24 protein-coding genes and 1 pseudogene are annotated in these 24,694 nt (G+C 69.0%); 21 read left to right on the top strand and 4 right to left on the bottom strand.

Annotated features, from left to right (window positions below; all coding sequences use genetic code 11):
• Positions 1 to 10 precede the first annotated feature (10 nt).
• Entirely contained in the window at positions 11 to 742 is a 732-nt protein-coding gene (locus DN771_RS13360; RefSeq protein ID WP_162941907.1) for an enoyl-CoA hydratase/isomerase family protein, read from the bottom strand.
• A 275-nt stretch (positions 743 to 1,017) separates the two neighbouring features.
• Between DN771_RS13360 and DN771_RS13355 the strand changes: the two genes are divergently transcribed.
• On the top strand, positions 1,018 to 2,214 hold the full coding sequence (locus tag DN771_RS13355) for a hypothetical protein (RefSeq protein ID WP_162941906.1): 1,197 nt from the start codon (positions 1,018 to 1,020) through the stop codon (positions 2,212 to 2,214).
• 137 nt (positions 2,215 to 2,351) lie between these two features.
• On the opposite strand, the gene DN771_RS13350 is transcribed toward DN771_RS13355, so the two are convergent.
• From DN771_RS13350 to DN771_RS13340, 3 genes are all read right to left on the bottom strand, one after another.
• Complete coding sequence (locus DN771_RS13350; protein ID WP_116998046.1) at positions 2,352 to 3,275, bottom strand: Dyp-type peroxidase; 924 nt, start codon at positions 3,273 to 3,275, stop codon at positions 2,352 to 2,354.
• A gap of 109 nt (positions 3,276 to 3,384) precedes the next feature.
• On the bottom strand, positions 3,385 to 3,654 hold the full coding sequence (locus tag DN771_RS13345; protein WP_116998045.1) for a hypothetical protein: 270 nt from the start codon (positions 3,652 to 3,654) through the stop codon (positions 3,385 to 3,387).
• 20 nt (positions 3,655 to 3,674) lie between these two features.
• Entirely contained in the window at positions 3,675 to 5,540 is a 1,866-nt protein-coding gene (locus DN771_RS13340) for an APC family permease (protein WP_116998044.1), read from the bottom strand.
• A gap of 92 nt (positions 5,541 to 5,632) precedes the next feature.
• Here DN771_RS13340 and DN771_RS13335 point away from each other — a divergent pair, with 92 nt between their 5' ends.
• The 20 genes and pseudogenes from DN771_RS13335 to DN771_RS13240 form a co-directional block, all read left to right on the top strand.
• Positions 5,633 to 6,313, top strand: coding sequence for an NAD-binding protein (locus DN771_RS13335; protein ID WP_116998043.1), 681 nt, complete (start codon positions 5,633 to 5,635; stop codon positions 6,311 to 6,313).
• Positions 6,313 to 6,984: a potassium channel family protein gene (locus DN771_RS13330; RefSeq protein WP_116998042.1), complete on the top strand. Its 672-nt coding sequence runs from the start codon at positions 6,313 to 6,315 to the stop codon at positions 6,982 to 6,984. Before DN771_RS13335 ends, DN771_RS13330 begins: the two co-directional genes overlap by 1 nt.
• 4 nt (positions 6,985 to 6,988) lie before the next feature.
• Positions 6,989 to 7,534: a carboxymuconolactone decarboxylase family protein gene (locus DN771_RS13325; protein WP_116998041.1), complete on the top strand. Its 546-nt coding sequence runs from the start codon at positions 6,989 to 6,991 to the stop codon at positions 7,532 to 7,534.
• Positions 7,531 to 8,364: an SDR family NAD(P)-dependent oxidoreductase gene (locus tag DN771_RS13320; RefSeq protein WP_116998040.1), complete on the top strand. Its 834-nt coding sequence runs from the start codon at positions 7,531 to 7,533 to the stop codon at positions 8,362 to 8,364. Before DN771_RS13325 ends, DN771_RS13320 begins: the two co-directional genes overlap by 4 nt.
• Before the next feature lie 2 nt (positions 8,365 to 8,366).
• On the top strand, positions 8,367 to 8,714 hold the full coding sequence (locus DN771_RS13315) for a single stranded DNA-binding domain-containing protein (RefSeq protein ID WP_116998039.1): 348 nt from the start codon (positions 8,367 to 8,369) through the stop codon (positions 8,712 to 8,714).
• Between the two features lie 416 nt (positions 8,715 to 9,130).
• On the top strand, positions 9,131 to 10,543 hold the full coding sequence (gene tig / locus DN771_RS13310; RefSeq protein WP_116998038.1) for a trigger factor: 1,413 nt from the start codon (positions 9,131 to 9,133) through the stop codon (positions 10,541 to 10,543).
• 6 nt (positions 10,544 to 10,549) lie between these two features.
• Positions 10,550 to 11,182, top strand: a complete 633-nt coding sequence (locus tag DN771_RS13305; RefSeq protein ID WP_116998037.1) for an ATP-dependent Clp protease proteolytic subunit — start codon at positions 10,550 to 10,552, stop codon at positions 11,180 to 11,182.
• A gap of 72 nt (positions 11,183 to 11,254) precedes the next feature.
• Complete coding sequence (clpX, locus tag DN771_RS13300; RefSeq protein ID WP_116998036.1) at positions 11,255 to 12,535, top strand: ATP-dependent Clp protease ATP-binding subunit ClpX; 1,281 nt, start codon at positions 11,255 to 11,257, stop codon at positions 12,533 to 12,535.
• 193 nt (positions 12,536 to 12,728) lie between these two features.
• Positions 12,729 to 13,232, top strand: a complete 504-nt coding sequence (locus DN771_RS13295; RefSeq protein ID WP_162941905.1) for a type IV toxin-antitoxin system AbiEi family antitoxin domain-containing protein — start codon at positions 12,729 to 12,731, stop codon at positions 13,230 to 13,232.
• Positions 13,211 to 13,720, top strand: a complete 510-nt coding sequence (locus tag DN771_RS13290; RefSeq protein WP_162941904.1) for a hypothetical protein — start codon at positions 13,211 to 13,213, stop codon at positions 13,718 to 13,720. Before DN771_RS13295 ends, DN771_RS13290 begins: the two co-directional genes overlap by 22 nt.
• Positions 13,721 to 13,755: 35 nt before the next feature.
• Positions 13,756 to 15,045: a bifunctional folylpolyglutamate synthase/dihydrofolate synthase gene (locus DN771_RS13285; RefSeq protein ID WP_116998033.1), complete on the top strand. Its 1,290-nt coding sequence runs from the start codon at positions 13,756 to 13,758 to the stop codon at positions 15,043 to 15,045.
• A 121-nt stretch (positions 15,046 to 15,166) separates the two neighbouring features.
• Positions 15,167 to 15,895 carry a neutral zinc metallopeptidase gene (locus DN771_RS13280; protein WP_205528573.1) on the top strand — a complete coding sequence of 243 codons (729 nt, stop codon included), beginning with the start codon at positions 15,167 to 15,169 and terminating at the stop codon, positions 15,893 to 15,895.
• 11 nt (positions 15,896 to 15,906) lie between these two features.
• On the top strand, positions 15,907 to 17,043 hold the full coding sequence (locus DN771_RS13275; RefSeq protein WP_116998031.1) for a hypothetical protein: 1,137 nt from the start codon (positions 15,907 to 15,909) through the stop codon (positions 17,041 to 17,043).
• 77 nt (positions 17,044 to 17,120) lie between these two features.
• Complete coding sequence (gene ndk, locus DN771_RS13270; RefSeq protein WP_116998030.1) at positions 17,121 to 17,531, top strand: nucleoside-diphosphate kinase; 411 nt, start codon at positions 17,121 to 17,123, stop codon at positions 17,529 to 17,531.
• A gap of 70 nt (positions 17,532 to 17,601) precedes the next feature.
• Positions 17,602 to 18,636 carry a rod shape-determining protein gene (locus DN771_RS13265; RefSeq protein WP_116998029.1) on the top strand — a complete coding sequence of 345 codons (1,035 nt, stop codon included), beginning with the start codon at positions 17,602 to 17,604 and terminating at the stop codon, positions 18,634 to 18,636.
• 25 nt (positions 18,637 to 18,661) lie between these two features.
• Positions 18,662 to 19,768, top strand: coding sequence for a rod shape-determining protein MreC (mreC, locus tag DN771_RS13260; RefSeq protein ID WP_116998028.1), 1,107 nt, complete (start codon positions 18,662 to 18,664; stop codon positions 19,766 to 19,768).
• Between the two features lie 82 nt (positions 19,769 to 19,850).
• The gene (locus tag DN771_RS13255; RefSeq protein ID WP_116998027.1) at positions 19,851 to 20,396 is read left to right on the top strand and encodes a hypothetical protein; all 546 of its coding nucleotides are present in this window, start codon (positions 19,851 to 19,853) and stop codon (positions 20,394 to 20,396) included.
• Positions 20,397 to 20,574: 178 nt separating this feature from the next.
• Positions 20,575 to 22,872 carry a penicillin-binding transpeptidase domain-containing protein gene (locus DN771_RS13250; RefSeq protein WP_116998026.1) on the top strand — a complete coding sequence of 766 codons (2,298 nt, stop codon included), beginning with the start codon at positions 20,575 to 20,577 and terminating at the stop codon, positions 22,870 to 22,872.
• A gap of 39 nt (positions 22,873 to 22,911) precedes the next feature.
• On the top strand, positions 22,912 to 24,063 hold the full coding sequence (locus DN771_RS13245; protein WP_162941902.1) for an FtsW/RodA/SpoVE family cell cycle protein: 1,152 nt from the start codon (positions 22,912 to 22,914) through the stop codon (positions 24,061 to 24,063).
• A 214-nt stretch (positions 24,064 to 24,277) separates the two neighbouring features.
• Positions 24,278 to 24,694: pseudogene (locus DN771_RS13240) on the top strand (hypothetical protein); the annotation flags it as partial.

Below are 24,694 nucleotides of genomic sequence, written 5' to 3'. Positions count from 1 at the left end.
AACCGGACCGTCAGTGGCGGGACATGCGCTCGGCCATGTCGGCCGGGAGGCCGTAGGGAAGCTCCCGCTCGTGGAGGAGGGCCTCGGTCCGCGTCCGGTCGACGCCGGCGGCGAGGAGCAGCTTGTCGATGCGGTTGGTGCCCCACGAGTTGGCGAGGATCTCGGCCGCCAGCGCGGCGACGGCGTCGTCGAGCTGGTCGTCCGGGACGGCGCGATCGACGAGACCGATCGCCGCCGCGTCGGTGCCGGAGATCCGCCGGCTGGTGAACATCAACTCCTTGGCCCGTGATCGCCCGATGCGCTCGGGGAGCCGGACCGACATCCCCCACACCGGGGCCAGGCCCCACTGCCCGTGGGTGTCGCCGAGCACGGTCGACTCGCCGGCGACGAGGACGTCGCAGCCGAGCGCCAGCTCGAGCCCACCGGTGAAGCAGTGCCCGTGGAGACGGGCGATCGTCGGCTGCGGCAACAGCTCGAGGGCGTCGACCGTCTCGGGCTCGAAATGCTTGCTCGGCGGGCGTTCGTGGTCGGCGATCGCGCCGAGGTCGTGCCCGGCGCAGAACGAACGCCCGGCCCCTTGCAGCACCACGCAGCCGATCGACTCGTCGGTCGCGATCGCGTCGAGATGGGCCCGCAGCGCCACGAACGAGCCCGGCGTCAGAGCGTTCAGCTTGTCGGGGCGGTTGAGCGTGAGCGTCGCCAGCCCGTCGCGGTCGGAGCGGAGCACGAGGTCGTCGGGCATGCGACGCGACCGTACCGGCCGGAGTGCCTGCGTAGAGAGCCGATCTCCGGTGCTCGGGCGTACGGGCGAAAACCTGGCCCGGCCAGGCGATGGGACTGCGTTCTCGACACCGATTCGAGAAATCCCTTGCGCACGACAGCCTTGAGGGTGTTCACTACTGACGCCTTCGAAGGGGCGGAACCATCGACCAAGCGGACGGTCGACCTTCGGCGGCAGAAAAGGCGGATACACGAGCATGTCACTCGTCAAGCGCGCGCTTGGTGATGGTGGCGGCAGTGGTGGCAGTCAGCGGCGCGGCAGTTGCCGCGCCGCGGGCCACCGCAGCCCCACACACCGAGAACGGCGGCACCACGACCGGTTGCTACGAGCAGGTCATCGAGTACCAGTACGAGCGGGCGACGCCCGTCTACAAGACGGAGTACCTGTACAAGAAGCAGGTCCGGATCACGGTCACGCACCTCCTCCCCGACGGCGACGTCACCGAAGTCGGTGACTGGACCTGGTGGGACGCCGGCATCCCGAGGTGGTCGATCGAGGACGTCGAGGTCATCGAGTCCGGCAACTTCGGCGAATGGTGGGAGCCCCACGACGACCACACCGACCACGTCGTACGTGACTACCGGTTCGTGAAGAGCGGCGAGTCCCGTCAGACGCAGATGGGCACGACATACGAGACCACCGGCTGGCTGAGCGGCCCGCCCGACGGAGACGGCTGGACCCAGACCGGCGAGCGCACGGTCAAGGGCGCGGAGATCCCGTGCGGCGAGCCGCCGTCATTCCCGCCCGACGTGATCGAGGAGTGGGGCGACTGCTCCACCGGCGACACCGAGGTCACCGGAACCAGGACGACCACCAACTACGTCGCGGTCTACAACTACGACACCGACACCTGGGACAAGGTGAGGGACGGAGAACCGGTCGTCGAGACGATCACCCGGCCGCTGACCGACGAGGAGGCCGAGGCGTGTGCTCCGGACGACACGACGACGACGTCGACGACATCCTCGACGACCTCGACGACGACCTCGACGACGACGGCGCCCACGGTGCGCATCGCCGCCGTGACGCCGCTGTGTCACAAGGACGCGCCGTACATCGCCGTGACCTTCGGCGGTGACCCGGTGTTCGACGGCCGCACGGGCACGGTCAGCTTCGTGGACGTCAACGGGACGACCGTCGCCACGCACTCGGTCACGTTCAGGGTCGGCGACACCGTGCAGTTCGTCTACCCCGGGGCGAGCGTCGACGCCGGCGGCAACGCCACGGATTGGCCGGGTTGGCGGTACGCCAACGGCCAGTGGGTTCCCGACTCCAGCGACGCTCATCTGCACCAGGGCCTGACCGTGGTGCTCACCGTCAACCCGACCGACACGGCAACGGTGCAATATCCGCCCGCGACCTCCGGCTGCAACGTTCCCGAGAACGTGCCGACCGACTCGTCCAGCGGTTTCACCCTCCCCGAGACGCTCTGACGGGCCACACTCTGATCAGGGCCACACGCTGATCAGACTCAGGCCGGCTGGCGACAGCATGGCCGAAACGCTCGAAGGGCGCCGCCCGGACGTCTCCGTCCGGACGGCGCCCTTCGCCGTCAGTGCGTTCGGTCGCCTCAGGCCAGGGCGGCGTCGAGCGTCTCGACTGACGGAGCGAAGTAGTACGAACCCGACGCCGGCGTGGAGTAGTCGGTGATGGCGTCACGCGGCTGGCCGTTCTGCCCGTACATCGCCTCCATGCGCTCGCGCAGCACGGCCTGGGTCTTCGAGAAGCCCATGAAGTACAGGCCGACGGTGCCGTCGTGGAAGGCGTACGGCGTCGACCGGCGCACCATCTCGCCACGCTTGGGCTTCGACGCGTCCGCCGTGTCACCCTCGCGAAGCTCGACGTGGGCGAGGTGCGACGTCGGCACCTGCACGTCGAGCCGTGTGGAGTCGTCCTTCGTGCGGCCGAACACGTTCTGCTGCTCCTCGAGCGACAGGCCGTTGAAGTACTTCAGGTCGTGCACCCAGCGCTGAGCGATGCAGAACGACCCCCCGGCACCCGGCTGGCCCTCGTCGATGATCGCCCGGTCGTGCTGTTCGTGCGGCTCCGGGTTCCCGGTGCCGTCGATGAAGCCGGTGAGGTCGAGGCTGTTGCGGTAGATGAACGTCGGCGTCTCACGGGCGACGTTCATGTGGCCGGCGACGGCGTTGCGGAAGTTGAACTGGGTCTCCCAGCAGAGGTCCTTGTCGTCGGAGTGCACCCAGAGGAGGAGCTCCTCCTGCGTGCCCTTGGCCACCTTGCCGTCGGGCGACTCGTAGCCCGGATACGGCTGGAAGTCCTCGGGGATGTCGTTGGTGAGGTCGGCCAGCAGTGTCGGGCCGAACAGCAAGCACACATTGACCGGCACCGTGACACCGACGTCGGTACCAGCGGCCCGCACGTCGTTGAGCGCCTTCTTGATGACGCCGAGATCGGCGCCCTCGACACGACTCAAGTGCGTGTACCACTGATACTTGGTGAGGTTGGTCAAGATCGCGGGCTGCGGGTTGGCCATCGCTGGCTCCTTCCGAGGGAGAATCGGGTGGTCGGAGCCGTCACCGTATTTCAGACTGTGACTTCTTGTGAAATTCGACGACCTGGTGTGATCCGGCTCGTCGGCGGCGTCAGCCCGCCTTGGCGGCCGCTTTCGCCAGACGCCTGGCCGCCTTGCCCACCGGCTCGATGTGTCGCTGATCGAGATCGGCCACCTCGACGCCGTTGGAGAAGAGGACTCGGTACCGCTGCCAGTTGAAGCCGTTGGCGAGGATCACCCTGCCTTCGGATCCCTCAGCGACGCCGGGAAGGTCGACGACCGTGCGGACCCGGTCGCCCATGCGCAGGTCGAGTTGCCCGTCGTGGGGCTTGGCGAGGGAGTGCGGCTTCCAGAACTGCATCGGTGACGAGGATAGTGGGGCTATTCCGCCGGGCTGGATTCCACGATCACCGGCACCGAGGTGACGACGGTGTTCGGCCGGTACAAGAGACGGGCCTTCAGCGCGAACGCCGATTGGTTGTGCAGCCACTGCGTCTTCCACTGAGTCACGAACTCGGGGATGATCACCGTGATGATGTCGTCCACCGTGTCGGCGTCGAGTTCGTCGAGATAGGCGAGCACGGGGCCCGTCAGCTCCCGGTAGGGCGACAGCAGCGTGTGCACCGGGATCGGGATCTCGTACCGTTCCCACGCCTTGGCGAGCTTCTCCTGCTCTTCGGGACCGGTGACCACCGACACCGCGATCAGGCGGTCGGGGGCGAGCTCGCGGGCGTATTGGACGGCGTCGAGCACTCCTCGGTGGACCGAACCGACGAGGATCACCACGGTGTGCGTGTGCCGCTGCGGCTTGTATCCCGGCTCCACACGTACCGACGAACCGACGCCCTGGTAGTGCTTCCAGATGGCGCGGAACCCCACCACCATGATCGGGATCACGACGGCCGGGATCCACGCGCCGGTCGTGAACTTGGTGACGACCACGATGAGCGCGACCGCGCCCGTGGACACCGCACCGAAGGCGTTGATCGCCAGCGACGGTCGCCACTTCGGTTCGCGCAGTCGCCAGTGGTGCATCACCATGCCGGCCTGGCTCAACGTGAACCCGGTGAACACGCCGAACGCGTACAGCGGGATCAGGGCGGTGATGTTGCCCTTGAAGACGATGATCAGCACCGCAGCCATCGCGGCGAGGAAGATGATGCCGTTGGAGAACACGAGCTTGTCGCCCTTGTTCGACATCTGCCGCGGCAGGTAGCCGTCACGGGCGATGATCGACGACAGCGACGGGAAGCCGGCGTAGGCGGTGTTGGCAGCGAGCACCAAGATGGCGAACGTCGAGATCTGCATGATCCAGAACAGGACGTTCTTGCCGCCGAAGACGTGCTCGGCCATCATCGCGATCCCGGTCGGGTCGGCGTCGTCGCGGAACGGCTTGAGCTTCGAGGCGAGGATCGAGATGCCGAGGAAGCCGGACCCGAGCACGAGCCCCATCATCGCCAGCGTCATCGACGCGTTGCGGCTCTCGGGCTTGCGGAACGTCTGGACGCCGTTGGACACCGCCTCCACGCCCGACAGGGCGACGGCACCGGACGAGAAGGCCCGCAGCAGCATGAACACGCCGAGGGTCTTGGTGTGGCTCGCCAGCTCCCGCGCCTCCTCGGAGAGCTGGGAGGCCGGGATCGGCCCGAGGTCGCGGAACCACACCCGGTACAGGCCGACGACGATCAGCACGCCGAGCATGACGATGTAGAGATACGTCGGTGGGGCGAACAGCGCCCCCGACTCGCGCAGCCCGCGCAGGTTGGCGACCGTCACGATGGCGACCAGCCCGAGACACAGCGGTACCCGCAGCGACTCGTCGAAGTCGAACGCCGATTGCATCGCGAGCACGCCGCCCGCGACCGACACGGCGACCGTGAGGACGTAGTCGGTGAGGAGCGACGCCCCGGCGACGAGCGACGGGATCGCGCCGAGGTTCTCCTTGGCCACGACGTAGGCCCCGCCACCCGACGGGTAGGCGTGGATGGTCTGGCGGTACGAGAGGATGACGATGAACAGCAGAACGGCGACGACGATCGCCAGCGGCACCAGCCGGCTGAACGCCACAGCGCCCACGCCGGCGACCACGACCAGCACGTGGAGTATCTCGTCAGTCGCGTACGCCGTCGACGACATCGCGTCGGAGGCGAAGATCGGAAGGGCCACACGCTTGCGGAGCCGCTGGTGCCCTTCTTCGGATGTGGCGATCGGCTTGCCGATCAGGAGGCGCTTGGCCAGTGAGACCATACGAGTTTCGCACTCTATGACCACCGGGGCGTCCTCGCGTCAAACCGTCCGCAACCCTGTCCCGTTGCGGCGCTGTGCATACACTCGGCCGAGTGCACGTGATCGTCGTGGGATGCGGCCGAGTCGGCTCGGCCCTGTCCCAACAACTCCTCGACGACGGCCACACGGTCGCCATCATCGATCGTCGGGCCGAAGCGTTCCGACGGCTTCCCGACGACTTCCGGGGCCAGAAGATCCAGGGCATCGGCTTCGACCGGGACCGTCTCGTCGAGGCCGGTGTCGAACAAGCTGGAGCGGTCGCCGCCGTCACGAACGGCGACAACTCGAACGTCCTGATCGCCCGCGTGGCGCGCGAGACGTTCGGCATCGAGCGGGTCGTGGCCCGCATCTACGACCCCAGGCGGGCGGCGATCTATCAACGGCTCGGGCTCGCCACGGTCGCCACGGTGGCGTGGACCACCGACCAGGTGATGCGCCGGCTGCTTCCCGATCCCACCGGTGCCGAGTGGACCGACCCGACGGCCGCCGTGAGCATCGTCGAGCGATCGGTGACGAAGTCGTGGGTCGGACGCACGATCACCGAGTTCGAGGAGGAGACCGGCACGCGTGTCGCCGCCGTCGGCCGCATGGGTGCGGCGCTCGTCGCCAGTGACAAGACCGTCGCCCAAGAAGGCGACCTCCTGTACATCGCCGTGGCCGTCTCGGCCGTGGCCGAGGTGGACGCTCGGCTGCAGGCCAGTCCGGCCGGCAGCCAGCGGGAAGCGGGGCACTGATGCGTGTGATCATCGCAGGCGGGGGAAGCGTCGGCCGGTTCATCGCCGAGCAGTTGCATGGCCAGGGGCACTCGGTGCTCATCATCGACAACGACCGCGACGTCGTGTCCCGGGCCGCGGCGTCCGGCGAGCCGATCGGGGTGGACTGGCGCGAGGGCGACGCCTGCGAGATCGAGGCGCTCACAGCCGCCGGGCTGTCGGAGGCCGACGTCGTCGCCGCCGTGACAGGCGACGACGAGGACAACCTGGTGATCTCGCTGCTTGCCAAGCAGGAGTTCGGCGTGCCCCGCGTCGTCGCCCGCGTCAACAACCCGAAGAACGAGTGGCTGTTCAACGAGGTCTGGGGCGTGGACGTGAGCGTGTCGACGCCGCACCTGCTCGCCGCCCTCGTCGAGGAGGCCGTGGCCGTCGGGTCGTTCATCCGCCTGCTGTCGTTCGAAGGTGGGCGGGCCAAGCTCGCCGAGGTCACCCTCGCCGAGGGCTCACCGCTCGACGGCAAGACGATCGAGGAACTTCGCGTGCCCCGCGACGCGACGGTCGTGGCGGTGCTCCGCAACGGGCGGCTCATCGTGCCCCGCGGCGACACGCTGTTGCGGGCGGGCGACGAGGTCATCGTGCTCGTCACCACCGATTCCGAAGACGAGGTCAACAGCCTCCTCACGAGTTCCTGACGGCATGGCACGAATTCCCTACCCGCCGGCGGACGACCTCGACCCCGAGTCGGCGGCGCTGCTCGCCAAGATGCCGCCGCTCAACATCTTCCGCATGCTCGCCGGCTCGCCCGGGCTGCTGCGGGCGTTCACCCGGTTGGGCAACCACATTCTCTTGACGTCGCCGCTCGACCCGCTGCTGCGAGAACTGGCGATCGTCCGTGTCGGCCTCCTGTCGGGTGCCGCCTACGAGGTGCACCAGCACGATCGCATCGCCCGATCGGTCGGCGCGTCCGACGACCTGATCGCCGCCCTCCGGGAGGGGCCCGACGCCGCTGCCTTCGACGACGCGCAGCGGGCGGTCCTGCGCTTCACCGACGACGTCGTCGCCAACGTGCGCGCCGGCGACGACACCCTCGCCGCGGCGATCGCCGTGGTGGGGGAGGCCGGCGTGCAGGAGCTCGTCGTCACGATCGGCTACTACATGCTGGTCAGCCGCTATCTGGAGACCATCGGGATCGACATCGAGGAGGATCCCGTCGAGGTGGCCACGCGCAAGGCCGGGCGGTGAGCGACGCCGCGTCCGACCCGCCGCTGCCGCCAGAGGCGACCGGCCGGTCGCCGGGACGCGGGCGACTCACCGGCCGGCGGATCCTCGTGGTCGGGGCCGGGCAGAACGACTACGGGCTCGCCGACGCTCCCATCGGCAACGGCCGGGCGATCTCGGCGCTGTGCGCCCGTGAGGGCGCGACGGTCTTCGGCTCCGATGTGTCTGCCGGCAACCTCACGGGAACCTCGTCACTCGTCGCCGCCGAGGGTTCGACGTTCCTCGCCGCTGTGTCCGACGTCGCCGACCCCGACGCCGTCGGCGCCCTCGTCGCCGACGCGACCGACGCGCTCGGCGGTCTCGACGGGGTCGTTTACAACGTGGGCATCGGCGGGGGCCGAGGCCTCGATGGCACCGATGCCGAGACCTGGGACCGTGTGTTCGCGGTCAACCTGCGTGGCGCGATGCTCGTCGCCCGGGCCGTCTTGCCCGTGGTGGACGACCGCTCGTCGATCGTGTTCATCTCGTCGGTCGCCGGGATCAAGCCCGGGACCAGGATCCCGGCGTACGACTCGTCGAAGGCGGGTCTCGTCGGGCTGATGCGCCACGTCGCCGTCGAAGGGGAGCGGCGCGGCATCCGCGCCAATGTCGTGGCTCCCGGTCTGATGGACACGTCGCTCGGCCGAGTGGCGTCGGCCGGACGACCGTCGCGCACCAAGGCGCCGATCCCGCTCGGGCGCCAGGGCACGGCCTGGGAGACCGCCTACGCGGCCCTCTTCCTGCTGTCGGACGAGTCGTCCTACGTCACCGGCCAGTCGCTCGTTGTCGACGGCGGCCTCACTACATTGCGGTAACGATGTCGAAGTTGGGGCAGCGGTTGCGGGCGTCGGTGGAGGAGTTGGAGCGGACGCGGCTGTCGCAGCGGTTCGCCGGGCTCGATCTGTCACCGCTGTCGGGCGTGGTGCCGCGCCGGCCGATCCGCGTGGGTGGGGAGATCTCTCGCGTCGTCATCGCTCCCCGTCACGGCGTTCCCACGCTCGAGGTGATGATCTCGGACGGCAGCGGGTCGATCACGGCCGTGTTCACCGGCCGCCGTTCGATCGGTGGCATCGAGCACGGCCGAGCCGTGATCCTGGAGGGCGTGGCCGTCCCCGAGCGCGATCGCAACGTCATCTTCAACCCCGCCTACACCCTCATTCCCTAGGCCCGTTCCGAGATAGTGCCTGGCACTATCTCGGAACGCACTCGCCGCGAGCGCAGCGAGCCGGCGCGACGGCCTGCGTGGCTGGGGAACGCCAGAGCTGGTGGGGTTCAGCGAGCGCAGCGAGCGTCCTGGAGTTCGAGCGCAGAGGCGAGCGCAGCGAGCCGGCGCGACGGCCTGCGTGGCTGGGGAACGCCAGAGCTGGTGGGGTTCAGCGAGCGCAGCGAGCGTCCTGGAGTTCGAGCGCAGAGGCGAGCGCAGCGAGCCGGCGCGACGGCCTGCGTGGCCGGGGAACGCCAGAGCTGGTGGGGTTCAGCGAGCGCAGCGAGCGTCCTGGAGTTCGAGCGGAGAGGCGAGCGCAGCGAGCCGGCGCGACGGCCTGCGTGGCCGGGGAACGCCATAGATAGCCTGGTCAATCTGTGAAGAGTTCGTTGGAGGCCCTCGAGGGCAACAAGGTCAAGCTCTCGGTCACGATCGACGAGACCGAGTTCGATCGCGACATCGACCAGGCGTTCCGCCGCATCGCCCGTGAGGTGAGGATCCCCGGGTTCCGCGCCGGCAAGGTGCCGCGCCGCGTGCTCGAGGCCCGCATCGGCGTCGCCCCGGCCCGGGAGCAGGCGTTGCGCGATGCCATTCCCGAGTACCTGCGCAAGGCGGTCGTCGAGCATGAGGTCGACCTCATCGCCACGCCGGAGGTGGAGATCACGTCCGGCGAGGAAGCCGGCCCGGTCGATTTCGACGCCACGTGCGAGGTTCGCCCCGAGGTCGTCGTCCCCGGCTACGAGGGGCTGCGCGTCGAGCTCCCCAATCCGGCAGCGACCGACGACGAGGTCGAGGCCGAGCTGACGGCCGAACTGCGTCGTCACGGCACGCTGTCCGATCTCGACCGTCCGGCCGAGCGCGGCGACTTCGTCACGCTCGACCTCGCCGCCACACGTGACGGCGAGCCCGTCACCGGCCTCAACACCGAGGACTGGTCCTACGAGGTCGGCCAGGGCTGGATCGCCGACGACTTCGACGATCGGATCGTCGGCGCGTCGGCGGGCGCCGAGCTCGCCTTCACCACGACGCCCAAGGGCACCAGCGAGGAAGCCGACTTCACGGTCACCGTGCAGAAGGTGCAGGAGCTGGTTCCCCCCGAGCTCACCGACGAGTGGGTGTCGGAGAACCTCGGCGAGTTCGAGACGGTCGCCGAATGGCGCGAGTCGGTGCGCGAGCGCATCGCCGCCGGCAAGCTCGAGCAGGCCCGCAACGTGCTGATCGGCAAGACCACCGAGGGCCTCGTCGCCCTCGGCGAGTTCGAGGTCCCCGAGCCGCTCGTGCGCAGCGAGATGCAGCGCCGGGTCGAGCAGACCGTCCGGCAGCTCGCCGCCCAGGGCATCAACGTCGAGCAGTTCCTCGGCGCCACCGGCCAGGACCCGCAGGCGTTCGTCGAGAACTTCCGGCCCCAGGCCGAACAGGCCGTCAAGGTCGATCTGGCCCTGCGGGCCGTGGCCACGGCCCAGGGGATCGAGATCGACGACGACGACATCGAGGCCGAGTACCAGCACCTGTCGCTGCACATCGGCCAGAAGCCCAAGCAGATCCGCAAGGCCTACGAGGCCAACGGCCTGGTACCCGAGCTCAAGGCGCAGATCCGCAAGACCAAGGCGCTCGACTGGCTGCTCGAGAACGTCGAGATCGTCGACGAGGCGGGTGAACCCCTCGACCGCGAGCCGCTCATCGCCGGCCGCCACCACGAACACGACGAGGAACTCGCCGCCCTCGACGACGACCATGATCATGAGGGTCACGACCACGACGGTCACGACCACGACCACGCAGAGAGCTGACGCCCGATGAATCTCGACGCCTACAACTACCTCGTCCCGAATGTGGTCGAGCAGACGAGCCGGGGCGAGCGCGCCTACGACCTCTACAGCCGGCTGCTCAAGGACAACATCATCTTCCTGCAGACGCCGATCGACGACCAGATCGCCAGCCTCATCTGCGCCCAGTTGATCCATCTCGAGTCGGAGAACCCCGACAAGGACATCAACATCTACATCAACAGCCCCGGCGGTGACATCACGTCGCTGTTCGCCATCTACGACACGATGCAGTTCATCCGCAACGACATCGCCACCATCTGCCTCGGGCAGGCGGCGTCGGCGGCGGCCGTCCTGCTGGCGGCGGGCACCAAGGGCAAGCGCCTCGCGCTGCCCCACTCGCGGGTGCTGCTGCACCAGCCCCACGGCGGCGCCGGCTACGGCCAGGTGTCCGACCTCGAGCTGGCCGCCAAGGAGATCCTGCGTATGCGGGACCTGCTCGAGCAGATCCTCGCCAAGCACACCGGCCAGACCGTCGAGCGGGTCCACGCCGACACCGACCGCGATTTCGTTATGGAGGCAAGGGAGGCGTTGGAGTATGGCATCATCGACAACGTGATCGAGTCTCGCGACGTCATCGACCAGAGCGGGGCAATCCGCTGACCTCCGGGTTGCGGATCAGGTAGTGGATCAGCTGGTAGCGGATCAGAGTCGACAGCGAACGGAGACGTAGGCGTGGCCAAGTTCGGGGACACAGGAGAACTGCTGAAGTGCTCCTTCTGCGGGAAATCGCAGAAGCAGGTCCGCAAGCTCATCGCCGGCCCCGGCGTGTACATCTGCGACGAGTGCATCGATCTCTGCAACGAGATCATCGAGGAGGAGTTGGCCGAGCCGGCCGAGCTCAACTTCGATCACCTGCCGAACCCGCGTGAGATCCGGGCGTTCCTCGACGACTACGTCGTCGGCCAGGAGAACGCCAAGAAGATCCTGTCGGTGGCGGTGTACAACCACTACCGGCGCATCCAGTACCAGCAGTCGGTCGGCGTCGGCCGCAGCGACGTCGAGCTCGCCAAGTCGAACATCCTCCTCCTCGGCCCCACCGGTTGCGGCAAGACCCACCTCGCTCAGACGCTGGCGCGGATGCTCAACGTGCCGTTCGCCGTCGCCGACGCCACGGCCCTCACCGAGGCCGGTTACGTCGGCGAGGACGTCGAGAACATCCTGCTCAAGCTCATCCAGGCTGCCGATTTCGACACCAAGCGGGCCGAGACGGGCATCATCTACATCGACGAGATCGACAAGGTGGCGCGCAAGAGCGAGAACCCGTCGATCACCCGTGACGTCTCGGGCGAGGGCGTGCAGCAGGCGCTGCTCAAGATCCTCGAGGGCACGGTGGCCTCGGTGCCGCCGCAGGGCGGGCGCAAGCACCCGCACCAGGAGTTCATCCAGATCGACACCACCAACGTGCTGTTCATCCTGGGTGGGGCGTTCGCCGGCCTGGAGAAGATCATCGAGAGCCGCATCGGCCACAAGGGCGTCGGCTTCCACGGCACGGTGCGCTCGCGGGCCGAGTCCGACCCCGGTGCCCTGTTCACGCAGGTGCTCCCCGAGGACCTCGTGAAGTTCGGCATGATCCCGGAGTTCATCGGACGTCTGCCGATGATGGGCGCCGTCAGCAGCCTCGACGCCGAGGCGCTGGTCCGCATCCTCACCGAGCCCAAGAACGCCCTGGTGCGTCAGTACCAGAAGGTGTTCGAGTTCGAGGACGTCGAGCTCGAGTTCACGCCTGACGGTCTCGAAGCGATCGCCGACCAGGCGTTGCTACGTGGCACGGGTGCTCGCGGCCTGCGGGCGATCCTCGAAGAGGTGTTGCTGAACACGATGTACGACCTGCCCGGTCGCACCGACATCGGCAAGGTCGTCATCGACGCCGCCACCGTGCGCGAGAAGGTGAATCCCACCCTCGTGCCTCGCGAGCAGGGCCGCACCACCCGCCCCCGCCGCGCCGCCAGCTGACCCCGCTCCCGGCCCTCACCTCAACCCACCCGAGTGTTGAACCGCGCCCGAGTCTCGGGCGCCCCCCGTCCGGACGTTCAACACTCGGACGGGTTGGCCCCAGCGTCGGTGTGACACCGTCGGAGTAGGGTCGCCGTTGCCGACATCCCCCCAGCCCCGGCGCTCGCTGAGCGCATGGCCCTGGGAGGGTCCCTTGCCCACGTCACCATTCACGCCGGCCGCCGCCAAGTGGTTCGGCACCCACCACGGCGTCGCCACCGCCGCCGAGCTGCAGCGATGCCACGTCGGGCGCAAGGCGCTCGCTCGCCTGATGCGCCTGGGCGTCGTCGTGCGTTTCGCCCGCGGCGTCTATGTCCTGACCTCGGCCGAGCCGACGCTCGAGCACCGTTGTCGCATGCTCAGCTGCCTGTACCCGAGCGGCTTCGTCACCGGGCCGGCGGCGGCCGTGCTGGCGAAACTGCGCCGCCAGCCGCGCACGTTCCTCGTCGATATCTGCCTGCCTCACGGCGTGCACATCGACCCGATGCCCGGCGTTCGTTTCCGCCAATCGACGAAGATCCGGCGCGACGACCGTCGGCGCCGCGACGACGGGATCACGGTCGCGTCGGCGCCCCGCCTGGCGTTCGATCTCGCCGCTACCACACGCCGCTCGACCACCTCTCGATCGTGGAGCAGATGCGTGATCGCCGCATGGTGACGGACGAGGAGCTGTTCGCCGTCGGCGGCCGGCTCTGCCATCCGGCCCGACGGGGCACGATCACGTATCGCCTCACGCTGGCGCGCCTCGGCGAGCAATCGCAGGACTCCCATCCCGAGGTCGTCCTCGGCGACGCCCTGTTGCGGCGCGGCGTCCCCATCGTCCCGCAATGGGAGCTGTCGCTGCCGGGAGAGGTCACGACCCACCCCGATCTCTCCGTCCCCGAGGTCCGCTGGGGGATCGAGCTCGACCTCCACCACGAGCATCGCAGTCTCGAGGGAGCGCAGCGCGACGCCCGCCGGATGCGATCGCGCCATCGTGGCGATTGGCAGGTCGAGCCGGTGACCGAGCTCGACATGGTCGACGTCGAGCGGCTCGCGGACGAACTGCTGTCGCTCTACCGGGAGCGGGCGAGGTCCATCGGAGTGTTGAACGTCCAGACGGGGGGCACCCGACACTCGGGAGCGCTTCAACACTCGGACGGGTGAATCGGATGGGGTGAATCGGGTGGTTGACTGCGGGCGTGGACTTTGGCGAGGCGCTGGCCTACCTGGACGATCACGCGTCCTACAACAACACCGGACGAATCGAGTCGCCGACGATCGACCGGATCGCCCGCCTCGTGGGGGCGATGGGGGACCCGCAGCTCGCCTACCCGGTGATCCACGTCACCGGCACCAACGGCAAGGGCTCGACGTCGCAGATGATCACCCGCCTGTTGATGGCCAACGGGCTGCAGGTCGGCACGTACACCAGCCCCCACCTCGAGCGCATCAACGAGCGCATCGCACGGAACGCCGAGCCGATCCCCGACGACGACTTCGCCGAGCAGATCGCCGCCGTCGCCGACCTCGAAGGCCTGGCCGGGGTGCGGCCGAACTACTTCGAGGCGGTCACCGCGGCGGCGCTGCGGTACTTCGCCGACACCGCCGTCGACGTGGCGGTCGTCGAGGTCGGGCTGCTCGGGCGGTGGGACGCCACCAATGTCGTTGACGCCCAGGTCGCCGTGGTCACCAACATCGGCATGGACCACAACGAGTTCGCCGGACCGACGCTCGCCGACGTCGCCAGGGAGAAGTCGGGGATCATCAAACCGGGCAGCGCGGCCGTGATCGGCGAGCTCGATCCGGCGCTCGTCGACGTGCTCGCCGAACAGCCGGCGGCCACCCGTCTACTGCGTGGGGCCGACTTCGAGACGGCGGGGAACCAGCTCGCCCTCGGCGGCCGCCTCGTCGACATCCGCACGCCCACCACCATCTACCCCGAGGTCTTCGTGCCGTTGCACGGCGCCCACCAAGGCGACAACGCCTCGCTCGCCCTCACGGCCGCCGAGGCGTTCTTCGCCGCGCCGCTGTCGCCGGACGTCGTCAACGAGGGGTTCGCCATGGTGACGATGCCGGGGCGGTTCGAGGTGCTCACGCACCAGCCGCTCGCCATCGTCGACGGTGCCCACAACCCGGCCGGCGGCGACACGTGCGCTCAGGTCTTCTTCGACAACTTCGACCCCGAGGGCCGTCGCATCCTCGTCGTCGGCACGCTGCGCGAGCCGAAGGCGATGTTGGAGGCGCTGCGCGCCGACGAGTTCGACGTCGTCATCGCGTGCACGGCACCGTCGCCCCGCGCGGCCGACGCGGCCGCGGTGGCCAAGGCGGCCGTCGAGCTTGGCTGCGACGAGGTGCTCGCCTTCGACACCGTCGAGGAGGGTTGCCGGGCGGCGCTGCGCGGGGCCGACGGCGACGATGCGATCCTCGCCACCGGCTCGCTGTACGTGGCCGGCGCCGCTCGGGGTGCGATCCTCAAGTACTCCCCGTAACGGCTCGCCGGCGCCCGTAACGGCGATCTCGCCCGATATTGCCTGCGGCGGTTGCCCCGGCCAGGTACTGTCCGGTGAGCGGGCGGAGTGGTCCCCCGTGAGCGTGCCTGGGGAGGGCGATGTGAGGCGAGCGATCGGGTTGAGTGCTGTGTCGGCCGTCGCCTCGATGCTCCTCCCGTTCGCCGGATCCGCCTCGGTCCCGGCCACGTCGGCGGCACAGACCACCCCGCCTCTCGGCCCCGACGGCTGTCCGACCGAGACGTTCGAGGGCGTGTTCACCGCCAGCGACCACATGAAGCAATACCTCCTCTGCACGAAGCCCCAGGTCGACGCGTTCTTCCTCGAGAGCTATCCCGACGAGGCCCTGCCGACGCTGTTCTACGTGGCGCTGGGGGACACGTTCGACGATCCCTGCACCGGCCCACCGGCGGACGAGATGTCGTACTTCTACTGCCCGCTCGACATGACGGTCTACATCGGCGGGCTCGGCGTGTGGGAGGAGTACACCGACATCTACGGCGACATGTCGCTCCCGGTGAGCATGGCCCACGAGTACGCCCACCACTACCAGAACCTGCGCAACCACGTGGGGAACACGGAGGCCCAGATCCTCGCCGACGAGCTGCAGGCCGACTGCATCGCCGGCGCCTGGACCGACTTCGCCCTCAAGCAGGGAATGCTCGAGGGCGACGACTACCAGGAGGCCGAGGCGGTGCTCCTGTTCATCTCCCATCCCAACATCCCCGACCGTACCCATGGCACCGCTGCCGAGCGCGTCGCATCGTTCACCCTCGGGTTCGACGACGGCATCGCGGCGTGCAACACCTTGGCCCCGACCGTCTTCCCGTGAACGAAGGACCGATGACCATCACGCGAACCATCGCCACCGTCGCCGTCGCTGCCGCCGCCTCGTTCGGCGCCGTCACCGCAGGAACGGCGGCCGCGTCCTCGCCCGCCCAGGCCCCGCCCACCGTGCCCCCGACCGTGCCGCCGACGACCCCCGCGGCGCCGACGACGCAGCCGGGGGCGCCGACGACGTTCGACCAGACCACGGGGCCGGTCTCCACACCGTCGACGAGCGGCACGCTGCCGGTGTACACCACGTGCGAGCAGGCGATCCAGCCGCCGACCTCCACCGACCCCTGCCCTGCCGCGGCGGCCGAGGGCTTCAACCTGTTCGGCGGCAAGCTCGGGTTGCTGTACGCATCCGACCTGCCGATCAGCCTCGGCGTGTGGGCGCCGGTCGGCGACCACGACTGGGAGTTCAACGAGAGCGTGCTGTACGCGTGCATCGGCGTGCTCAAGGGCGAGGACGACCTGGTCTGGCTCGACTACCAGCTGCTGACGTTCACCGACTACTCGGCCAGCGCCAACGAGAAGCTGTTCGACGCGGCGATGACCTACGTGTGCCCCGAACTGCAGCACACCCGCAGCTCGGAGTGGGACTTCCACGTCCCCGCCGAGGTGGCCGCCCAGACGCCGACCACCGTGCCGGTCGGAACGGTGGCGATCACGACCGTGCCCGGTGTGCCGACGGTCCCCGCGACCGCGGCGGTTCCGACCGTGCCGGCGACGACCACCGGCGTGATCCCGACGGTGCCGACGGTGCCGCCCACGGCGGGAACGACGACCCAGATCCGCACGGCCGACGGTCCGCGCGACTTCACGTGCGCCGACATCATCTCCATTCGCGACACGGTCACCCCGTGTGACGCGACGGTGCAGGCGCTGTTCGACTCGATCGTGGCCGCGGACCCCGCGGCGTTCGACACGTACGTCTACAACCAGGGTCTCGGTTGGTTCTCGACGAACGAGGTGACGGTGCCCGAGACGGCCTTCGTCGGCCTCTGGGCATGCGCCAACGCGTCGACCGGCGTCGCCTTCGCCGACTACGACAACTACGTGCGAGGCGTGTTCCCGGCGGCCAACCCCGCCGACACCCAGCGGGCGTGGGACGTCGCCCTGGCCACGCTCTGTCCCTCGGTCGCCGCCGGCTGAGACATCCGGTCGAGTGTTACGGGCGGGCTGGAACCACCCGTAACACTTGCGGCTGCGCGTCGGTAGCGTTGGCAGCCATGTCTGATCGCACGCTCGTCCTGTTGAAGCCCGATGCCGTCGAGCGCGGGCTCGTCGGCGCCATCCTCAGCCGCTTCGAGGCCAAGGGGTTGAAGATCGTCGCTCTCGACCTCCGCCAGCTCGACGCCGACACCCTCTCTCGCCACTACGAGGAGCACGTCGGGAAGGGCTTCTACGACGACCTCGTCGCCTTCATGAGCCGCGGGCCCGTCGTCGCCCTGGTGCTCGAGGGACCGGAGGACACGTGGGAGGTCGTGCGCACGATGATGGGCGCCACCAACCCCCGCTCGGCGGCCCCCGGCACGATCCGAGGTGACCTCGGCATCCTGTTCACCGAGAACCTGGTGCACGGCTCCGATTCGCTCGCATCCGCCGAGCGCGAGATCAACATCTTCTTCCCGAAACTGTAACCTCTCGGGATCGGCTGCCGGGCCTGGCGCGACCTCCGCGACGGCCTCGCTCATGCCCAAGGAGTTCCGTATGGCTCGCAACAACCCGCTCAGCCTCGGTCGAGATCTGGCGATCGACCTCGGCACCGCGAACACGCTGATCTACGTGCGCGGGCAGGGCATCGTGCTCGACGAGCCGTCGGTGGTCGCCATCAACATCAACGACGGCAAGCCGGTGGCCGTGGGCCTCGAGGCCAAGCGGATGATGGGCCGCACACCCAATCACATCAAGGCGATCCGTCCCTTGAAGGACGGCGTGATCGCCGACTTCGAGGTGTGCGAGAAGATGCTGCGCTACTTCATCCAGCGGGTGCACGCCAGCAAGTGGAACAAGCCGCGGATGGTCATCTGCGTCCCGTCGGGCATCACCGGCGTCGAACAGCGCGCCGTCCAGGATGCCGCCGAGTACGCGGGCGCCCGCAAGCCGGTGCACATCATCGAGGAGCCGATGGCCGCGGCCATCGGCGCCAACCTGCCGGTCCACGAGCCGAGCGGCAACATGGTCGTCGACATCGGCGGCGGCACCACCGAGGTCGCCGTCATCAGCCTCGGCGGCATCGTCACCGCGCAGTCCGTCCGTGTGGCGGGCGACGAGCTCGACGACGCCGTCATGCAGTACGTGAAGAAGGAGTTCTCCCTGGCCATCGGTGATCGCACCGCCGAGGAGATCAAGATCCAGATGGGGTCGGCGTGGCCGATGGAGGAGGAGCTCACCGCCGACATCCGCGGTCGCGACCTCATCTCGGGACTGCCGCGCACCATCCAGCTCACCACGGAACACGTGCGCGAAGCCCTCGCCGAGCCGGTAGCTGCCATTGTTGACGCCGTGAAGACCACGCTCGACAAGACGCCGCCGGAGCTGGCTGCCGACATCATGGAGGACGGCATCTGCATCACCGGTGGCGGTGCCCTCCTCGGCGGACTCGACGAGCGCCTGGCCCACGAGACCGGCATGCCGATCCGCGTCGCCGACGAGCCCCTCTATAGCGTCGTCATCGGATCCGGCCGCGCGCTCGAGAACATCGACGCGATGCGCGGCCTGATGTCACTCGGCGGCGACGACTGACGGCGGCCGAGCCGCCCGACGCGCCATGTCGCTGTACTCGCCGGGTCGGCGCCGGGCCATCATCCTGCTGATCCTGTCGTCGCTCCTGCTCATCACGCTCGACCTCCGGGGCAACTCGATCCTCAACAGCGCACGATCGGCGTGGAACCAGGCGCTGCGCCCGTTCGAATCGGCGGCCGAGGTGGTCGCCCGACCGGTGCGCAACGCGTGGCGGGGGATCACCGACTACGACGATCTCCAGGAGGAGAACCGCCGGCTGCGGAACGAGCGGGACGCCCAACAGGCCGACACCATCCTCGCGCGCAGCCTGCTCGCCCGCCTCGGTGAGCTCGAGGCCGCAGCCGATCTCGAGACGGTGGGTGACTTCCCCCGCGTCTCGGCCAGCGTCGTCGGCCTGAGCCCGAGCAACATCGACCAGACGCTCGAGATCGACAAGGGCCGCAACGACGGCATCCGGGTCGGCATGCCGGTGATCTCGCCGTCGGGATTCGTGGTGGGCAAGATCACCGAGGTGACGGCCGACCGGTCCGTCGTGCGCCTCCTCACCGACACCAACTACTGGCTGCACGTCAAGATCGTCCGTCCCGAGGACGAGCTCCCGCAGCCGCAGTTCGCCACCACGACCACGACCACCACGACCACCACGGCGCCGCCGCCGCAGACGACGCCGGACGGTTCGCTGGTGGAGCCCACCACGACCGTCCCGGTCGTGCAGCCGCCGCCCACCGCCGCCACCACGACCTCCTCGACGACGACCACGACGGCAGCCCCCGAGGTCACCGGAGACTCGAGCGCCCCCACCACCACGATCCCCGCACCTCCCACCACGGTGGTCGACCCCGAGCGGGAGACGGGACTCCTCACCGGGCGCGGCCCCGGCGAGTACCCGGTGATCGAGCTGGTGGCCGACACCCCGGCATTCGGGTCACCGGTGCCGGGCGACGCGGTGCTCACCGTCGGCGGGAGCCAGGGCCTGGCCCCGCCCAACCTCCTCGTCGGCGTGGTCGCGTCGGTCGACCGGCGTTCGCCGGCGGAAGGCCTCACCATCGAGGTGGCGCCGATCGTCGACATCAACAGCCTCGAGTTCGTCGAGGTGATCCTCTACCAGCCCGAGTCCGAGGCCGACGATTGACCGGCTCGCCGCGTTGCCCGGCCTGGCACGACGCCACGACTCCGTTGCCGACTGATGCCCGGACCCTCCGCCCGACCCGCTGATGTTCGCCTCGTTCGTACAGGGACCGGTGCCCCGGCTGATGCTCGTCGGCATGCTGTTCGTCGCGCTGCAACAGACGCTCTTCGTCGATCTGCGCCCGGCCGGCGTGATCGTCCAGGTCGTCCTCGCCCTGGCCGCGGCAACCGGTGCGGCGGCCGGCCCGCAGCGTGGCGCGTTGGCGGGGTTCGCCCTCGGGCTGATGTACGACCTCCGAGCCGGCACGCCGGTGGGCTCCTCCTCCCTCACGATGGGACTCGGTGGCTACGTCGCCGGGTACTCCTTGTCGATCACCGTCGACCCGCAGTGGTGGCTGATCGCCCTGTTCACCGGTCTCGGGGCGGCGGTGGGGGAGTCGGCGGTGCCGGTCGTGCGGGCGTTCCTCGGCGAGGAGCACGACGTGACGTTCCGCTGGGTCCGCGTGGTGGGTGTGGTCGCCGCGGCGGCGATGGTGCTCAGCCCGGTGCTGGCGCCGATCGGCCGGTGGTGCGTGAAGGTGAAGCGCACCGACTGGACCAAGGTGGCGCCGCGGCCGACGCCGGAGACGTGATGCGCCCGGTCACCGGCGTCGATCGCCGGAAAATCAGCCGAAGGTACGACGTCCCGTTCTGCCACGGAACTGTAACAATGGTGGCCGTGAGATGCGGGAGCGTGAGCGAGCGCCAGCGAGCGTCCCGGAGTTCGAGCGGGCAAGCACGCGGCCTGCGTAGCCGGGGAACGCAGCAGTAATGCCCACGTCCGACAAGCGCGCGGCGCGGCTGGGGATGCTGGCGGTGGTCGGCATCATCCTCTTCGGCGCCCTCGGTGCCCGCCTGTGGTTCCTGCAGGCCGTGGAGGCCGACGGGCTCCAGGCGCAGGTGGACTCGCGCAACACCCGCACGCTGCTGATCCCGCCGGAGCGGGGGCAGATCTTCGACGTCGACGGCCGCCTCCTGGCGGGCAACGAGCGCGTCGTCAACGTCGTCGTGTCGCGGGACGCGATCCGCCGGGATTCCAACCGGGCCCTGCTGTTCGAGCGGCTCTCGGGCTGGCTCAACCAGCCGGTCGAGGAGATGGAGCGCCGGTATGACGTCGGGGGCTACAACCCGCTGCGGCCGCTGCCGCTCCAGGAGGACGTCGGCGAGGGCACGATCGCCGCGATCATGGAGCGGATCGAGGACTTCCCGGGCGTGGCGTTCGAGTACGACTGGCGCCGGGTGTACCCGTATGCGCCCCTGGCGTCGCACGTCATCGGCTACATGGGTTCGATCACGGCCGAGGACGAGGACTACTACAAGGACCTCGGCTACGACACGTCGAACCAGGGCGAGGACGTCGGGCGAGCCGGTGTGGAGCAGTCGTACGAGACCGTCCTCCACGGCGAGTGGGGCCGGGCCGTCTACGAGATCGACTCGTCCGGGCGGGTGCTCCGCGAGATCAGCCGCACCGAGCCGATCAACGGCCAGGACGTCCAGCTCTCGATCGACGGGGACATCCAGCTCTACGCCGAGCAGCTGCTCGTCACCCGCCTGCACATCCAGCGCAACTGGCAAGCCCGCAACCAGATGGTGCGCAAACCCGACGGCACGCGCCAGCTCGAATGCCTCACGTGCGGTCTGTACGTGAACTACGACGCGCCCGCCGGCTCGGTCGTCGTGATGAACAACCAGACCGGCCAGGTCGCCGCGATGGCCAGCTATCCAACCTACGACAACCGCTGGTTCGGCGCCGACATCGGTCGGGAGAAGTTCGACGAGCTGTTCAAGCACCCGTTGCTCGACCGCGACGGCAATCCTGTCCTCAACAGCGCGGGAGAGCCGCGCGACGATCCCGACCAGGCCTCGCTCACCAACCGCGCGGTGCAGGGGCAGTACAACCTCGGCTCGACGTTCAAACCGTTCGTCATCTGGTCGGCGCTGATGGCGGGGCCGGAGATCATGGAGACGGGCTCGACGTACGACGACGACGGCATCTACGAGGCGCGCTCGATCGACCCGGAGGAGTGCCGGCAGAACGGGTGGAAGTGCTCGTGGCGCAACAGCGTCTGTGGCAACGGACGACCGTGTGTGTACCAGCGGCTCGACGCCGCCGGCGCCCTGGCGGTGTCGAGCGACGGGTTCTTCTACTGGCTGGCCGAGAAGATGTTCCAAGCAGGCGAGGGCACCGAGCACGAGCTGCTCTCGCGCTGGCTGATGGAGTTCGGGTTCGGCCGCGACACGGGCATCGACCTGCCCAGCGAGTACGACGGCCGGGTGCCCACCAACGCCAACAAGGCCGACCTGGTGGAGCGCGGGGTGCTCGCCGAGGGCGAACAGCCGAACCTGCTGCTGGGCGACGTGATCAACCTGTCGATCGGCCAGGGTCTCCTGGCCGCCACGCCGATCCAGCTCGCCACGGCCTACTCCACGCTGGCAAACAACGGCAAGTGGCTCACCCCGCGGGTGGTGCAGGCGATCTACGCGCCGAACACGCCGGCCAGCCCGCAACCCGGGTTCGTCGACCTGTCCCGGGCGGTCCTGGTGCAGGGAATGGCTCCGGAGTGGCGTGACGTGCCGATGCCGCAGGAGTACCGCGATCTCATCCTCTACGGCCTGCGGGACAACATCCTCGGCAACGGGCGCAACGGTCGCAGCACCACCGCCGGCGAGCTGATGGAGGGCCAGTTCTACAACTCGCTCAACTGGACGATTCCCCTGGCCGGCAAGACGGGCACGGCCCAGGGCGCCAACTCGTACGGGTGGAACGACTCGTCGGTGTTCGCCGCCTTCAACTACAACGACCCGAACCCGGCGCACACCTACACGGTCGTCGCCTACCTCGAGAAGTCGGGTTTCGGCTCCCGGGCCGCAGCGCCGGTGGTGAAGTGCATGTTCATGGGGCTGGCCGACCAGGCGCGCCTGCCGATCCCGTCGCTGTCCGAGCCGCTCGATCTCGACAGCGACCGGGCCGCGGTCGACTGGCCGCGAACGGGCACCGAGTGCATGGCCGGCAGCGACGGCAACAACGTGACGCCACGGCCGCCGACCATCGCCACCGCCCAGGACTGACGTCCAGCGCCCGCACGCCTCGCCCCTATCGTTTTCGCCGTGCCGACGTTGCTCCATCGCAAGCCCGACTCGGGGCTCGGCAACATCCGCGCCTCGCCGGCCTCGCCCGGTCGCAACGTCGACTGGGTGCTGCTGCTCGTGCAGGGACTGCTCACCGTCGTCGGCTGCGCCACCATCTACTCGGCCACCCGTACCCGGCGCGCCGACCCGTACCAGTTCCTCGAGCGGCAGGTCATCTTCATCGTGCTCGCCACGATCGTGCTGTTCGTCGTCATGGCCGTCGACTACGACTGGTTCCGCCACCGGGCCGGCACGCTCTATCTCGGCACGGTCGGACTGCTCGTCCTGCTCCTCGGCATGGGCAAGGTGACGGGCCAGGACCTCATCTCGTTCGACATCGGCCCCATCAACATCCAACCCGCCGAGCTCGCAAAGGTGGCGGTGCTCATCGCCGTCGCCGCCTACCTGCACGAAGAACGCTCCGACGAGGTGAGCTATCCGCGCTTCATCGGCGGCCTCATCATCGTCGGCATCGCCGGCGTGCTCGTGCTCGTCCAGCCCGACCTCGGATCGGCGTCCGTGCTCGCCGCGATGGCGATGGGCATGCTGCTCGTGGCCGGTGCGCGCTTCAAGTACATCGTCGCCTACTCGGCGCTCGCCCTCGCCACGGTGCTCGCCGCCCTCGCCGGCAAGTTCGTCAACGAGTACCAGCTCGACCGGATCCGTGTGCTCTTCGACGAGAAGAACCCCGAGCTCCGCAGCGTGTCGTACCAGGTCGACCTCGCCCAGCAGGCGCTGGGCACCGGCGGCATCTTCGGCAAGGGCTGGCTGCAGGGACCGCTCACCAACAACGCCGACATCCCGGTGATCTGGGCCGACTTCCCGTTCGCCGCCCTCGGTGAGCAGTTCGGCCTCGCCGGGTGCGCGGTCGTGCTCGGTCTGTTCATCGTCGCCCTCCTGCGCATCTGGCGCATCGCCCACCTCTCGCGCGACCGCTTCGGGACCTACGTCTGTGCCGGCGTGTTCACCATGCTCGTCTGGCAGGTGTTCCAGAACGTCGGCATGACGATGAAGATCCTCCCCGTCACCGGCCTGCCGCTGCCGTTCATCTCGTACGGCGGGTCCGGACTCATCGTGTGGTACGTGATGTTCGGCCTCGTGCAGAGCGTGCACATGCGCCGCATGCGCTGACCTGACCTGACCTGACCTGACCGGCCCGCGGCCCCCGAGGCCGGCAGAGCCGGCGATCGCCACGCCCAATCCGCGGGGCGGTCGCTGACGAACCTTGGGTGTGAACTCCGGCACGCCTCGATCTCTCCTCCCGTCCACCTCGTCGTCATCGACAACCGAAACGTCGCCGCCCACGCGGCGCTTCGCGGCTGTCACCGGCCTGGTGATCGGCGGCGTGGCCCTGGCGGGAGCCGAGTTCGTCGCCGGGTTCCGGCGTGACTGGCGGTCACCGGTGCTCGACGTCGGCGACCGCGTGATCGATCGCGTGCCGGTCTTCCTCAAGGAGTTCGCCATCGACACGTTCGGGACGAACGACAAGCCGGCGCTGCTGATCGGCATCGGCACGATCCTCGCCGTGTTCGCCGCGCTGATCGTCGGTGTCGTGGGGCTGCGCCGTGACGTGCGTGTCGGGATCGCCGGCGTCGCTGCGCTCGGGCTCGTCGGTGCGTGGGCCGCCGCGACGCGCCGGCAGGGGGCGCCGTGGCACGCCGTCGTGCCCAGCCTTGCCGGGGCCGTCGCCGCGTCGGCGACCCTCGTCGTCGTCGCCCGGAGCCTGGCCCGGCCGCCGCGCACCGATGACGACGCGGCGGCG

This window comes from Desertimonas flava (genome assembly GCF_003426815.1).
Taxonomy (GTDB): domain Bacteria; phylum Actinomycetota; class Acidimicrobiia; order Acidimicrobiales; family Ilumatobacteraceae; genus Desertimonas; species Desertimonas flava.
Note: the sequence above shows the minus strand (reverse complement) of the source record. Positions and strands in the feature narration are given on the sequence as shown.